The organism is Lutibacter sp., assembly GCF_041562875.1.
GTDB lineage: Bacteria > Bacteroidota > Bacteroidia > Flavobacteriales > Flavobacteriaceae > Lutibacter.
Genome location: NZ_JBFFOE010000066.1, coordinates 1 through 14,119 on the forward strand (window position 1 = coordinate 1; position 14,119 = coordinate 14,119).

At 29.8% G+C, this 14,119-nt stretch carries 13 protein-coding genes; 9 read left to right on the plus strand and 4 right to left on the minus strand.

The features are described from left to right. The 6 genes from ABY863_RS09555 to ABY863_RS09580 form a co-directional block, all read left to right on the plus strand. The coding region (locus ABY863_RS09555; protein WP_372794220.1) for an NADH-ubiquinone oxidoreductase-F iron-sulfur binding region domain-containing protein at positions 1–1,380 on the plus strand (1,380 nt) is incomplete at its 5' end. A gap of 18 nt (positions 1,381–1,398) precedes the next feature. Beyond that, positions 1,399–2,661 (plus strand): 2Fe-2S iron-sulfur cluster-binding protein, encoded by a 1,263-nt coding sequence (locus ABY863_RS09560; RefSeq protein ID WP_372794222.1) that lies wholly within the window; start codon positions 1,399–1,401, stop codon positions 2,659–2,661. Between the two features lie 18 nt (positions 2,662–2,679). Then, on the plus strand, positions 2,680–4,131 hold the full coding sequence (locus ABY863_RS09565; protein WP_372794224.1) for a Ni/Fe hydrogenase subunit alpha: 1,452 nt from the start codon (positions 2,680–2,682) through the stop codon (positions 4,129–4,131). Next, positions 4,115–4,570 carry a hydrogenase maturation protease gene (locus ABY863_RS09570; protein ID WP_372794226.1) on the plus strand — a complete coding sequence of 152 codons (456 nt, stop codon included), beginning with the start codon at positions 4,115–4,117 and terminating at the stop codon, positions 4,568–4,570. Before ABY863_RS09565 ends, ABY863_RS09570 begins: the two co-directional genes overlap by 17 nt. Before the next feature lie 85 nt (positions 4,571–4,655). Then, positions 4,656–6,317, plus strand: a complete 1,662-nt coding sequence (locus ABY863_RS09575) for a SulP family inorganic anion transporter (RefSeq protein WP_372794228.1) — start codon at positions 4,656–4,658, stop codon at positions 6,315–6,317. Between the two features lie 43 nt (positions 6,318–6,360). Further along, positions 6,361–7,986 carry a M1 family metallopeptidase gene (locus ABY863_RS09580; RefSeq protein ID WP_372794230.1) on the plus strand — a complete coding sequence of 542 codons (1,626 nt, stop codon included), beginning with the start codon at positions 6,361–6,363 and terminating at the stop codon, positions 7,984–7,986. Position 7,987: 1 nt separating this feature from the next. Here ABY863_RS09580 and lhgO read toward each other — a convergent pair whose 3' ends face one another. The 3 genes from lhgO to ABY863_RS09595 form a co-directional block, all read right to left on the minus strand. After that, positions 7,988–9,190 carry an L-2-hydroxyglutarate oxidase gene (gene lhgO / locus ABY863_RS09585; protein ID WP_372794232.1) on the minus strand — a complete coding sequence of 401 codons (1,203 nt, stop codon included), beginning with the start codon at positions 9,188–9,190 and terminating at the stop codon, positions 7,988–7,990. Beyond that, the gene (locus ABY863_RS09590; RefSeq protein ID WP_372794234.1) at positions 9,180–10,484 is read right to left on the minus strand and encodes an MFS transporter; all 1,305 of its coding nucleotides are present in this window, start codon (positions 10,482–10,484) and stop codon (positions 9,180–9,182) included. The genes lhgO and ABY863_RS09590 overlap by 11 nt, the downstream gene beginning before the upstream one ends. Positions 10,485–10,577: 93 nt before the next feature. Further along, positions 10,578–11,381 carry a M48 family metallopeptidase gene (locus tag ABY863_RS09595; protein ID WP_372794236.1) on the minus strand — a complete coding sequence of 268 codons (804 nt, stop codon included), beginning with the start codon at positions 11,379–11,381 and terminating at the stop codon, positions 10,578–10,580. 76 nt (positions 11,382–11,457) lie between these two features. On the opposite strand from ABY863_RS09595, the gene ABY863_RS09600 reads away from it, so the two are divergent. From ABY863_RS09600 to ABY863_RS09610, 3 genes are all read left to right on the plus strand, one after another. Beyond that, positions 11,458–12,336, plus strand: a complete 879-nt coding sequence (locus tag ABY863_RS09600) for an alpha/beta hydrolase (protein ID WP_372794238.1) — start codon at positions 11,458–11,460, stop codon at positions 12,334–12,336. A 4-nt stretch (positions 12,337–12,340) separates the two neighbouring features. Beyond that, positions 12,341–12,823 (plus strand): peptide-methionine (R)-S-oxide reductase MsrB, encoded by a 483-nt coding sequence (msrB, locus tag ABY863_RS09605; RefSeq protein ID WP_372794240.1) that lies wholly within the window; start codon positions 12,341–12,343, stop codon positions 12,821–12,823. A 154-nt stretch (positions 12,824–12,977) separates the two neighbouring features. Next, a complete protein-coding gene (locus tag ABY863_RS09610; RefSeq protein WP_372794244.1) occupies positions 12,978–13,106 on the plus strand; it encodes a YdeI/OmpD-associated family protein in 129 nt (42 codons plus the stop codon). Between the two features lie 141 nt (positions 13,107–13,247). On the opposite strand, the gene ABY863_RS09615 is transcribed toward ABY863_RS09610, so the two are convergent. Continuing rightward, positions 13,248–14,119: rhodanese-like domain-containing protein (locus ABY863_RS09615; RefSeq protein ID WP_372794242.1), on the minus strand; the 872-nt coding region annotated here is incomplete at its 5' end.

Sequence of the window (14,119 nt, forward strand, 5' to 3'; positions counted from 1 at the left end):
AATTTTAACCCATTTACTAATTTAACCGTAAAAAAGGTTAAAACAATTGTTCAACAATTAAAAAATGGTATCGATTTGAAATCGATAGCAAGTAATCCAACAAGTAAAATTCAATATATTCCTTCTGAAGATAAAACCATCATTTTTAGAAATTATAAAACAGGAATTGCATTAAGTAAACTAAAACAAAAGAATCCAACTGAAGTACTAAACATCATCACTAAATCTGAACTTTCTGGACGCGGTGGTGCATTTTTTCCAACAGCAAAAAAATGGCTTGCTTGTAAAGAAAGTGAAAGTGTTAAAAAGTATATTATTTGCAATGCTGATGAAGGTGAACCTGGTACCTTTAAAGATAAATCTGTAATTGAGAATATGCCAGGCCTTTTAATTGAAGGCATGATAATAGCAGCATATATTACTGGAGCTAAAGAAGGCTTTATTTATTTACGTGCTGAATATAAATTCCTTCAAAAAAAATTAGAAAACACCCTTGAATATTTTTACCAAAATGCATTTTTAGGTAAGAATATTTGTGGAATAAAAAATTTCGACTTCAATATAAAAATTCAGTTAGGAGCTGGCTCTTATGTATGTGGTGAAGAAAAAGCACTCATTGAATCTTTAGAAGGCAAACGTGGAGAACCAAGAGTTCAAAAATATTTTCCAACCGAATTTGGTTATTTAGGACATTCAACAGTTGTAAATAACGTTGAAACTTTTGCAAAAGCTGCTAGAATAGTTGAATTAGGGGCCAATTTTATTTCAACAGTTGGAACTGATATTAGTAAGGGAACAAAATTACTCAGTATCTCAGGTGATGTCGCAAAACCAGGAATTTATGAAATTGAATGGGGAATGTCAGTACGGCAATTATTAAAATTATGTGAAGCTCTTTCTCCTTATTATATTCAAATTAGTGGCCCATCAGGTGAATGCATTAATAGTTCTGAATTTGACAGGCAAATTTGTGAAGAAGATCTTGTTTGTGGCGGTTCAATTATGGTTTTTAATAGATCTCGTAGCGTTCTTCAAATTCAAGAAAATTTTCTAAAATTTTTCAAAATGGAATCTTGCGGTGTTTGTACTCCTTGTAGGGCTGGAAATCAAATTTTACTCGAAAAAGTTAAAAAATTTAATCGTGGTTTATGCACTCAAAAAGATATTGATGAAATTAAACAATGGGGAAAAATTATTAAACTTTCTAGCCGTTGTGGATTAGGTAAATCTGCTCCAAATTCATTACTTATGTCTATCGATAAATTTGAAGACTATTTTAAACAAAAAATTTCTCCAGCACGTGAAAATCATACTATTGAATTTGATATGGAAAGAGCTATACAAGAGTATGACAGTATTATAAAAGAAACACAATTGTAGATTTAAAACAAGTCAAAAATGCAAAATATATCATTTATTATAGACGGAAGAATTTGTACAACTGAAAAAGGAACAAACTTAATTGAGGCTGCCAAACAAAACGGAATCTATATTCCAACATTATGCCATTTTAAAAATTCACATGAGTTAGGAAGCTGTAGAGTTTGTACCATAAAATTAAATGGACGAGCTATTGCAGGTTGTACCATTAAAATTGATGAAGGAATGGAAATTGAGGTGAATACACCTGAATTATTAGATACTAGAAAAGCCATTCTAGAAATGATGTTTGTTGAAGGAAATCATTTTTGCCCTTCTTGTGAAAAAAGTGGCGATTGCCAAATGCAAAATTTAGCATACGAGACAGGAATAAGATATACCCGTTTCCCGCATTTATTTATTGAACGAAATATTGATGCTGGAGCTGAACGCATTATTGTAAACCAAAATAGATGCATTAAATGTAAACGCTGTTTTGAAGAAATTAGAACAAATGATGGTTATAAAGTTTTTAGCTTCTTAAATAAAGGAAGTAAAACTGTAGTTTCTGTTGATTATGAACAAGAAGCTAAACTATCTGAATTTGAAGCAGAATACGCCATGAATATTTGTCCAACTGGCGCTATTTTAGTTAAAGGCAAATCAATTAGTAAGCCTTTTGGAAATAGACTATTTGATCAGGGAATTGAAGGAAAAAAAATACCTTTTAATAAAACCAATATAAATAAAACAAACAGTCTAAAAAAACGAGTTGCAACAACATCGTTAGCTGGTTGTTTCGGGTGTCATATGTCAATGCTTGATATTGACTTGGGACTATTAGATATAATTGAAGTAGTTGAATTTAATAAATCTCCACTTACTGATATTAAAAAGTTTACTCAACGTTGTGATATTGGTATTATTGAAGGAGGATGCAGTAATACTCATGATTTTGAAGTATTAAGAACATTTCGTGAAAATTGTGACATTTTAGTCTCTGTTGGTGAATGTGCCATTTGGGGAGGCTTACCTGCACTTAGAAACACTATACCTTTGGAAGAATGCTTAAAAGAAGCTTATTTAAATTCTTTAACAAGTGAAGATAACGAGACTATAATTCCTAATCATGAAGATATTCCAAAAATTTTAAATAAAGTTTATTCAAATCATGAAATTGTAAAAATTGATTATCATATTCCTGGATGCCCTCCTAACTCCAATCATATTTGGAGTGTAATTAAAAATATCTTATTTGAAGAAGAATATGAAATAGCGTATCCAGAATTTAAATATGACTAACGTTTAAAACTCAATAAAATGAATCCAAGAAAAATTACAATAGATCCAATTACACGAGTTGAAGGACATGGAAAAGTCACCATCAAATTAGATGAAAATGGTAAAGTTAGTGATGCCTTTTTACACATAGTAGAGTTTAGAGGTTTTGAAAAATTTATTCAAGGACATCCCTATTGGGAAGCTCCCGTTTTAGTACAGCGCTTATGCGGGATTTGCCCAGTAAGCCATCACTTAGCAGCTGCAAAAGCAATTGACCAACTTGTTGGTATAGATCCCGAAGAATTATCTCCAACAGCTACAAAAATACGCAAGTTGTTACATTTTGGACAAGTTTTCCAATCTCATGCACTACACTTTTTCTATTTAGCTTCGCCTGATCTTTTGTTTGGAATTGATGCTCCAGCCGAAAAAAGAAATATTGTTGCGGTTGCTACAGAAAACAGAGAACTTGCAAAAAAAGGAATTTTAATGCGAAAATTTGGTCAGGAAATAATCAAAGCTTTGGCAGGTAAAAAAATACATGGAATTTTAGCTGTTCCTGGAGGAGTTCATAAATCTATTTCATCTGAAGAACGAGACTATTTTTTAAATGGAAATGAAATTCCAAATATCGACACTATGATTTCTTGGGCTAAAGAAGTTATTGATTTTATGAAATCATATCATATTAATAATAGTGAATGGGTTGATAATTTTGCAGCATATCCATCAAATCATTTAGCTCTAATTGACAAAAAAACGGGTGCATTAGAATTATATGACGGCAGACTTCGTTCTATAGATTTTGAAGGAAATGAGTTATTAAACATTGAAGATATTGAATATCGCGATCATTTTAAAGAAGGAGTTGAACCTTGGTCCTATTTAAAATTTCCATACATGACAAAATATGGAAGAGAAAAAGGTTGGAACAGAGTTGGACCATTAGCACGTTTAAACACGTGTACACATATTAATACACCTTTAGCTGAAATTGAACGACAAATTTTTAAAGCTTATACAAAAAATAAGCCTAATAATATGACAATGCATACGCATTGGGCACGCCTCATTGAACTCCTCCATTGCGCTGAAAGCATAAAAGGATTACTATTAGATGAAGATATTATGGGTACAGATTTAGTTAGAAAAGGAGTTCCTCGCAGAAAAGGGATAGGTGTTATTGAAGCTCCAAGAGGAACATTAATCCATGAATACCATATTGATGAAAAAGGTTTAATTACAAAATGTAATTTAATTGTTTCCACAACACATAATAATGAAGCAATGAATAAAGGAGTTAGAACAGTTGCAGAAAGTGTTTTAAATGAAAAACCTGAAATAACTGAACCTATGTTAAATCAAATAGAAATTGCGATTAGAGCTTATGATCCTTGTTTAAGTTGTGCCACACACGCTCTAGGAAAAATGCCATTAATTGTTCAATTAGAAGATCACAACGGAAACATTATTGATGAAAAAATTAGATAATACAATCATAATTGGAATAGGAAATAACACTCGCCAAGACGATGGTCTTGGTTGGTGTTTTTTAGATTCGCTTCAAAAAGAAGGTTTTAACGAAGAAAATCTAATATATAAATATCAACTCATGGTTGAAGATTCTGATTTAATTGGTCAATATAAAACTGTGTTTTTTGTTGATGCAAATAAAACAAATTTAAATCAAGGTTTCACTATAGAAAGGCTTTACCCTTCTGAAAAAGTTGCATTTTCAACACATGAAGTTCCTCCTGATCAAATATTAAATTTGTGCGAAACAATTTACAACAGAAAACCAAATGCTTATGTTATTAAAATTCAAGGTTATATTTGGGACTTTGAAATAGGCTTGTCTAAACAAGCCAAAATAAATTTAAATAATGCCATAAATTTATTTATTGATGATTTTCTAAGTTACAAATCCTAAACCTTGTTTTATTTGATTAAATTTACAACTCCTTAAAACTTAATTCTTAGTTGAACAAGGAGTTGAAGTCATTTATATAATTCAAATGCAAAAAGAATTCACACCCAAATTATTTTCTTTGCTAAAGCAAGGAATTTCTAAAGAAACATTTTTTAAAGACCTTATTTCAGGTATAATTGTTGGAATTGTAGCACTTCCATTAGCCATTGCTTTTGCTATTGCTTCGGGTGTTTCACCTGAAAAAGGTATTATTACGGCAATCATTGCAGGAATTATTATTTCAGCTTTTGGAGGTAGTAGAGTTCAAATTGGAGGACCAACAGGTGCATTTATTGTAATTGTATATGGTATTGTTCAACAATACGGTATGGATGGTTTAACCATAGCAACATTTATGGCTGGATTTATAATTATAGGTTTGGGACTTGCTCGCCTTGGAAATTTATTGAAATTTATTCCTTATTCTCTTATTGTTGGTTTTACTAGTGGTATTGCTTTAATTATTTTTTCTTCTCAAATTAATGATTTTTTAGGTCTTCACATTGCGAACCTTCCTGCTGATTTTATTGATAAATGGATTGTTTATTTTAATAATTTTCATAACATTAATTGGTATGCAATTACAATTGCTGCTACAACTGTAATTGTAACTATCTATTTTCAAAAATTAATAAAAAAAATTCCAGGATCTATTGTTGCAATTTTATTAGCAACTATTGTTGTTCAAATTTTTAATATTCCTGTAGATACTATTGAAAGCAATTTTGGAGAAATTCCAAATAACTTTAACTTACCTTCAATTCCACATTTTGATTATGAAACCGTAAAATCATTAATTCAACCCGCTTTTGCAATTGCATTATTAGGAAGTATAGAATCATTGCTTTCAGCAGTTGTATCAGATTCTATGATTGGAGGAAAACATCGTTCAAATATGGAATTAATTGCACAGGGTTTTGCAAATATTGCATCTTCTTTATTTGGAGGAATTCCTGCAACAGGTGCTATTGCAAGAACAGCTACAAATGTTAAAAATGGAGGAAGAACTCCAATAGCCGGAATTATCCATGCATTCATATTACTTGCAATAATGCTACTTTTTGCTCCTTACGCAAAACTAATACCTCTCTCATGTTTGGCTGGTATTTTAATTGTTGTTGCCTACCATATGAGTGAATGGAGACAATTTAAATCTATTTTAAAAGGAAGTAGAATGGATATTATTATTCTGCTAACCACATTCTTTTTAACAGTAATCTTTGACTTAGTTATTGCTATAGAAATTGGTATTGTACTTTCTAGTTTTATGTTTATGAAAAGGATGAGTGAATCTGTTCACATAAAAAACATCACTTCTGAATTGAGAGATCGTGAAAATTTATTTGATGAAGAACTGCAAAACTTACCAAGTGAAGTTATTTTATATGAAATAAATGGACCTTTATTTTTTGGTGCAGCAAGGCAATTTCAAGAAACAATTACTATTGATAACCAAAATAAAAAAGTGATTATTATAAGAATGAGATATGTACCAATGATTGACGCTACAGGTTTTCAAAGTTTAAAAGAAATAGTTAAAACTTTTAAAGAAAGAGGTATCCTTGTTATTTTATCTGGTATTGGTGTAGATTTAAGAAAAAATTTTAGAAATAATGGTATGTATGAAATTATTGATAGAAAATATATTGTTTCTGATATTACTAAAGCGATATCAAAAGCTGAAAAATATTTAGAAGAACAATCATAAATTAATTATTATCTTCAACATTTAATTTTGGAAGCCATTTATTATGAAAAAAATAATATTCAATATATTTCTATTACTCATTTCAGCACCACTTTTTTCTCAAAATAAAATTTTCACACACCAGGATTCACTTAGAGGATCAATTACCAAAGAACGTATTTGGTGGGATTTAAAACATTATGATTTAAACATTAAAGTAGTTCCTGAAACAACATCAATTTCAGGAAAAAATAGCATTACCTATAAAGTTCTTGATACGTATCAAATAATGCAAATTGATTTACAAGAACCCATGAAAATAACCAAAATAATTCAAAATGATTCCGAACTTAACTTTACAAAAGATGGATATTCATATTTTATTCAATTAAAAGATAAACAGCTAAAAGGTGATACAAATGAACTAACCGTTTTTTTTGAAGGAAAACCCGTAATTGCTAAAAGACCACCTTGGGATGGAGGCTTAACTTGGGAAAAAGACACAAATGGCTTAGACTTTATAGCAACTTCATGCCAAGGTGATGGTGCTAGTTTGTGGTGGCCGTGTAAAGATCATATGTATGATGAGCCTGAAAGTATGGCTATTAATATTACCACTCCAAACCATCTTATGGATGTTTCTAATGGAAGATTAAAAAATATAACTGAGAATATTGATAACACAAAAACATTTCATTGGTATGTTAAAAACCCAATCAATAATTATGGTGTAAATATGAATATTGGAGATTACGCCCATTTTTCAGAAAAATATGAAGGAGAGAAAGGTATATTAGATTGTGATTATTATGTATTAAAAGACAATCTTGAAAAAGCTAAGGAACAGTTTAAAGATGTAAAAAAAATGTTACAAGCATTTGAGCACTGGTTTGGACCTTATCCTTTTTATGAAGATAGCTATAAATTAGTTGAAGTTCCCTATTTAGGTATGGAACACCAAAGTTCTGTAACCTACGGAAATCAATATCAAAATGGTTATTTAGGAAGGGATTTAAGTAATACTGGTTGGGGATTAAAATTCGATTTTATCATTATTCATGAATCTGGTCACGAGTGGTTTGCAAATAATATTACCTATAAAGATATAGCTGATATGTGGATTCATGAAAGTTTTACAGCATATTCTGAAACGCTATTTTTAGATTATCATTATGGAACAGAAGCAGGTAATGAATACTTGATTGGAACAAGGCAAAACATTCAAAATGACAGACCTATAATTGGAAAATACAACGTAAATTATTCTGGATCTGGAGATATGTATTATAAAGGTTCAAATATGCTGCATACCTTAAGACAATTATTAGAAGATGACGGTAAATTTAGAGAAATTCTTAGAGGTTTAAACAACGAATTTTATCATCAAACTGTTACTACTGAACAAATTGAAAATTATCTAAGTGAACACAGTAATATTGATTTAACTGCTTTTTTCAATCAATACTTACGAGATATTAGGATTCCTAAGTTAGTTTACAAAATTTCTAAAAATAAATTAAAATTCAAATGGGTTAACATTGTTGAAGATTTTGACATGCCTGTAAAAGTGTATTTTAATTCTAAAGCAACATGGTTATTTCCAACTAAAGACTGGAAAGAATTATTATTAGATGCTCCAATAGTAAACTTTGAAATTGATAAAAATTTTTATATTGAATCTAAAAATTAAATTAATGAACTAAACTTACAATTTCATCAGCAATTGCCATACACGATGTTGCAGCTGGTGAAGGTGCATTTAATACATGAATGTTATTATTGTGCTTCATAATTTTAAAATCATCAACCATGTTTCCATGAAAATCAATTGCCTGTGCTCTAACTCCCGCTCTTGCAGCTTGTACATCATACACAGTAATAGTTGGCAGCATTTTTTGCAAAGCTTTTACAAATAATCGTTTTGAAAAGGCTCTTTTATATTCATCAATCCCTTTACGCCAGTTTTTTCCAAATAATTTCCAAGTTCCAACAAAGGTTAAGGCTTCAAAAGTATCTCTTATACTAAAACTTGTACGCTTATAGCCTTCTCTTTTGAAGGTGAAAACGGCATTTGGCCCACATTCAATACTTCCATCCACCATTCTTGTAAAATGAACTCCTAAAAACGGAAATTTTGGATCAGGAACTGGATATACTAAGTTTTTAATTTTGTGTGCAGCTTCAGGTTTTAATTCAAAATAATCTCCTCTAAAACCTACAATATTCATGTCTAATTTTAAATCATCTTTTTCAGCAATTCTATCAGAAAATAAGCCAGCACAAAATATTATTTTTTCAGCAATTAGTTTTCCTAAATTAGTTTGAAGCGTTGTATAATTATTAGTTGAAATCACCTTTTTAACTTTACAAGAAGTAATTAATTTACTTGCTGAATTAATTGCGGAAATTTGTTGAATAAACATTTTTGAAACTGCAACATAATCTATAATTCCTGCTGTTGGAACCCAAATGGCTTTAATTCCTTCAATAAATGGTTCTTTTTCTTTTATTTCTTCCGAAGTTAAAAAACAAATATCTTCTGTCCCATTTTGAATTCCTCTCTTATAAATTTCATCTAAAATTGAAATTTCTTCTTTTGTAGTTGCAACAATTACTTTTCCACAAACATCATGATTAATATTAAATTTCTTTGCGAAATTCACCAATTGATTTCTTCCATTATTACAATTTATAGCTTTATAAGAACCCGGTTTGTAATAGATTCCAGAATGCATTACTCCTGAATTTCTACCTGTCTGATGCAAACCAACTTCAGCCTCTTTTTCTAAAATTGCTATTGATTTATCAGGGAATTTTAATTGTAATTTATAAGCTGTTGCTGTTCCAACAATACCTGCTCCAACAACAATAAAATCAAACTTTTTATCTAACATATTTTGAGCCTTTCATGAAGCTTAAAGTAATAAATCCTGCAATAAAAAATACAGATAAAATTAAAATAAATAACCGTAATGAATTGGTATATGAAGTTACAATTCCTGCTATTATCATTCCTAAAACAATGGCTATTTTTTCAGTTACATCATAAAAACTAAAATACGTTGCGTGATCTTGAGTTTCATCTGGAATTAATTTAGAATATGTTGAGCGTGAAAGTGATTGAATAGCTCCTAAAACCAACCCAATAAAACCACCCAATGCATAAAATTTTAAATACACATTTGGATCTTCTCTATGAAGTGTATAAGCTCCAAAACAAGCAACACTCCAAATTAATATGGTTATTTTCAATGCCTTTATATTTCCTATTTTTTCTGATAATCTTGAAAATGCAAATGCACCCACTACTCCAACTAACTGGATTAATAAAATGGTAATAATTAAATTACTGGTTTCTAAGCCTAAATCTTTTGTTCCAAAAATAGAAGCTAATAAAATAACTGTCTGAACACCAACACTATATAAGAAAAATGAAATTAATAATATTTTTAACTGACTTTGGGTTTTAATTTCATTAAACACTACTTTTAGTTCTCTAAAACCTTTAAATATATAATCTTTTTCAGGTTTTCTTTTAAAAGGGTTATTAGGTAACCGACTAAAAGTAACTTGTGAAAAACCAAACCACCAAATACCAACAGTAAGAAATGAAACTCGTGCAGGAAATGTTGCATCTGTAATTCCATACATTTCAGGTTTCATAACCATGGATAAATTAAATGCTAATAATAAAACAGAACCTAAATAACCTAACATAAATCCTTTAGCACTCACACGGTCATGGTCTTCTGGTTCAGCAACTTCTGGTAGATAGGCATTATAAAAAACGAGACTACCCCAAAAACCAATACTGGCCAAAATAGTAAAAACAATACCAATCCAAATATTTTCTTTTCCTGTAAAAAAGTAAAGAGCCATTACTGAAAAAGAACCTAAAAAACAGAAAAATTGCATAAAACGTTTTTTATTTCCTGTATAATCTGCAATTGCCGATAAAATTGGTGATAAAAACGCAACTACTAAAAATGAAAATCCTAAAGCATAAGAATATACTGTAGTATTATGCCAATCTGTTCCTAAAAATTTAATGATGCCTCCATCTGAACTTGTAACCGATTCATAATAAATAGGAAAAACTGCTGTCCCAATCACTAAAGAATATACTGAGTTTGCCCAGTCGTAAAACGCCCAACCATTTATTAACTTTTTATCTCCTTTTTTTAACATATTTATTTAAATAAAAAACCGTTCTCAAATTTGAAAACGGTTTACAATATAGTATAAATTTTTTATTGAAAGAAATAGACAATTACCTAAGTATTATTTAACATTGTACTTTTTTGCTTGTGCAATAGCTGTTGGTAAATATGCCTTTAAATTCTGAATTCGTGTTTGGTTAGATGGATGCGTACTTAAAAATTCAGGTGGCGCTCCTCCACTTGCTCTTTCACTCATTCTAATCCAAACATTTATAGCTTCTTCAGGTTTATATCCCGCCATAATCATAAAAACCATTCCTAATTTATCAGCCTCCGTCTCATGGGTTCTACTGTATGCTAACATTCCAACTGTTGAGCCAACACCATAAATAGTATTCCATAATGCTTGTGTTTTTGGATCTTTATTATTTGTACCTATCGCAACAGCAATACCACCTAATTGTTGTCCATAAGAACTTGTCATTCGTTCTTGCCCATGTTTTGCAAATGCATGTGCTATCTCATGAGCCATAACAGCTGCTATACCATCAACATTATCACAAATTGGAATGATTCCTGTATAAACCACCACTTTTCCACCAGGAAGACACCAAGCATTTACTGCTGGGTCTTCAATTAAATTAAACTCCCAACGATAGCTATCTGCTTCACTTACCATGCCATTTGCGCGCATAAATTTATCAACAGCTTTTGAAATATTCATTCCTACAGTTTGAACTTCATTCTTCATTTTAGAATTTGTAGAAACTTTGTTTTCCTTTAAAAAGCCTTCATATTGAGCAAAACTAGCTGGTAAAATTTCAGCATCACTTACAATATTAATTCGTTGACGCCCAGTAATAGGCACAGTGCTACAACTTATTATAAATAAAAATACAATGGCTAAGGATACTACTTTTTTCATTTTTTTGATTTTTTAAATTGTTGTACTTGTTATAAAGTTACAAATTCTATCTTTATGCACAAATATAAATTAATATATGACTAATTTAAACATTAAAGAATCTAAACTAAAAAATAATATTCCAAAAATACCTTCTTCACTAATTTATACAGGAAAAGTATTACAATTTATAGCCCCACCTCTAGCAACAAAATTCGCTATTAAATTATTTAGAACTCCAATCAGATTTAAAACTCCTGAACGTGAAAAAATGATGGCTAATAGTGCTCAAAAGGAATTATTATTTATTCCTGAATTAAATAAAGAGGTAATGATTTATACCTATGGCTATTCAACAAGAAAAGTTTTGTTAGTGCATGGCTGGTCAGGTAGAGGAACTCAATTGTATAAAATTGCAGATAAATTATTAGAAAATGGATTTATGACTATTAGTTTTGATGGACCTGCTCATGGAAAATCTACGGGCAAAACAACTATGATGAACGAATTTGTAATTGCATCAAAAGCAATTGAAGAAAAATACGGTCCTTTTGAAATCGCTGTTGGCCATTCTTTAGGTGGTATAGCTGTAATAAACAGTATTAAACAAGGTTTACTCTTAAAAAAAGCGATTATTATTGGCTCTGGAGACATCATTACAGATATTATTATAGATTTTGTAAATAAATTAGAATTAAAACCTAAAATAGTTCTTAAAATTAAACAAGAATTTTATAAAAAATTTGGAGAAGATATCGATAATTATTCAGTAAATACTGTAGCTAAAGAAGTTTTAATTCCAACACTAGTAATTCATGATACTGAAGATAACGATGTACTTGTAAGTTGCGCTCATAATATTCGTCAAAACCTAAAACAAGGTGAACTATTAATTACAAATGGCTTAGGTCACAGGCGTATTTTAAAAGATGACCTCGTTATAAATAGAATTATTGAATTTATAAATAGAAATTAGTACTATGAAAAAAATAACTTTAATTTTACTTTTAATAACAACTATACAAAGTTATTCTCAAGAAAAAATAAAAAATAAAATGAGTAAAAAAGTTACTAAAACAGAAGAAGAATGGAAGAAAGAGCTAACACCTCAACAGTATTTTGTGCTTCGACAAAAAGGAACAGATGCTCCAAGTGAAGGTGGTTTAACAGCTCACTTTGAAAAAGGAACTTACCATTGCGCAGCTTGTGATGCTCAATTATTTGAATCAAATAGTAAATTTGAATCACATTGTGGTTGGCCTTCGTTTGATGATTCCATAAAAGGAACTGTAAATTATGTTGTAGATAAAACTCACGGAATGATTAGAACTGAGATAATTTGTGCTTCATGTGAAAGTCATTTAGGTCATATTTTTGATGATGGACCAAAAGAAACAACAGGTCAGCGTTATTGCGTAAACACTACTTCAATTAAATTTGTAAAAAACGAAAATAAAAAATAGTATTTTTAGACATTCAAAAGCCATAAAATATGTCAAAAATAAACCCAAATGCTTCTTTACTAATTGATGAATATATAGCTAGTAAAGATTCGTTTTTAAATGATATTTGTGAAATTGTTCTCAAAAAAGTTATAACAAAAAAAATGAATTTGAGATTCTAGAATTACTTCAAAATGCATTAAGCACTCATAAATTAGCAAAAAGTAATTATGATAAAATGGCGTATACGTATCATAAAGAATATGCCTTATACATTTCTGATGCTAAAAGAGACGATACTTAACTGAGCCGCTTAGAAAATTATTCATAATTTGGAAAATAATATAAAAATGCACGAACAATATAAATGCTAAACAAAAAAACACCTAAAACTTAAAACTATTAAGTTATAGATGCTTTCATAAATAAACAACCAACTATTTTTTTAATTTAACCGAACAAAAACTGATTCTGGTATTGCAATTTTTGAACTGTACATTTGCCATAGTTTAAAACCTCCTGCAACATTAACTACATTTTTAATATTATTTTGGTTTAAAATTAATTCAGCTAAATAACCGCGTAAACCTCTCTGACAAAAAATAATCACTGGTTTTTCTTGATTTTTAATAAAATCTATATGATTTCTAATTTCATTTAAAGGAAAATTCATTGCATTTGGAATGGTTCCTTTTTCATACTCAGCAACCGTTCTAGAATCAATTAATAAATAATCTGAAAGTTTATTATTCATAAATTTTTCTTCTAATTCTTCAACAGAAATTTGAACACTTTTACCATTTATAATATTCTCTGAAACAAAACTAGAAACAACAATAGGATCTTTTGCAGGTGAAAAAGGTGGTGCATAGGCCAAATCTAATTGAGATAAATCTGTAATCTTCAATTTAGCATAAATTGCTGTACTTAATACATCTACCCTTTTATCTACACCTACTTCACCAAATAATTCTGCTCCTAAAATTTCTTCTGTTTCAGGATTATAATATATCTCAGATATTAAATCTTTTTGATTCGGATAATAACTTGGTGTGGAGCCAGCTATAGTTAAAACCGTTTTAAACGGAATGTTGTTTGCTATTAAATATTTTGGATTTAAACCTGTTCTTGCCAATGTATAATCAAACACTTTTACAATAGCTGTTTTGTAAGCACCTTTAAATACAATATTTTTACCTACTGCATTTGCTCCTGCTGCTCTACCTCCTTTATTTGAGTGTGTTCCTAAAGGAAAATAGTCAAATTCATTAGTTTGTAAATTTTTAATAGAAACATTATCACCCGCTGCAAACACAT

What these genes read in the sequence shown, in the direction of transcription:
- ABY863_RS09560 (WP_372794222.1), top strand. Translation starts at nt 1,399, where the DNA reads ATGCAAAATATATCATTTATTATAGACGGAAGAATTTGTACAACTGAA.
- ABY863_RS09565 (WP_372794224.1), top strand. Translation starts at nt 2,680, where the DNA reads ATGAATCCAAGAAAAATTACAATAGATCCAATTACACGAGTTGAAGGA.
- ABY863_RS09570 (WP_372794226.1), top strand. Translation starts at nt 4,115, where the DNA reads ATGAAAAAATTAGATAATACAATCATAATTGGAATAGGAAATAACACT.
- ABY863_RS09575 (WP_372794228.1), top strand. Translation starts at nt 4,656, where the DNA reads ATGCAAAAAGAATTCACACCCAAATTATTTTCTTTGCTAAAGCAAGGA.
- ABY863_RS09580 (WP_372794230.1), top strand. Translation starts at nt 6,361, where the DNA reads ATGAAAAAAATAATATTCAATATATTTCTATTACTCATTTCAGCACCA.
- lhgO (WP_372794232.1), bottom strand. Translation starts at nt 9,190, where the DNA reads ATGTTAGATAAAAAGTTTGATTTTATTGTTGTTGGAGCAGGTATTGTT.
- ABY863_RS09590 (WP_372794234.1), bottom strand. Translation starts at nt 10,484, where the DNA reads ATGTTAAAAAAAGGAGATAAAAAGTTAATAAATGGTTGGGCGTTTTAC.
- ABY863_RS09595 (WP_372794236.1), bottom strand. Translation starts at nt 11,381, where the DNA reads ATGAAAAAAGTAGTATCCTTAGCCATTGTATTTTTATTTATAATAAGT.
- ABY863_RS09600 (WP_372794238.1), top strand. Translation starts at nt 11,458, where the DNA reads ATGACTAATTTAAACATTAAAGAATCTAAACTAAAAAATAATATTCCA.
- msrB (WP_372794240.1), top strand. Translation starts at nt 12,341, where the DNA reads ATGAAAAAAATAACTTTAATTTTACTTTTAATAACAACTATACAAAGT.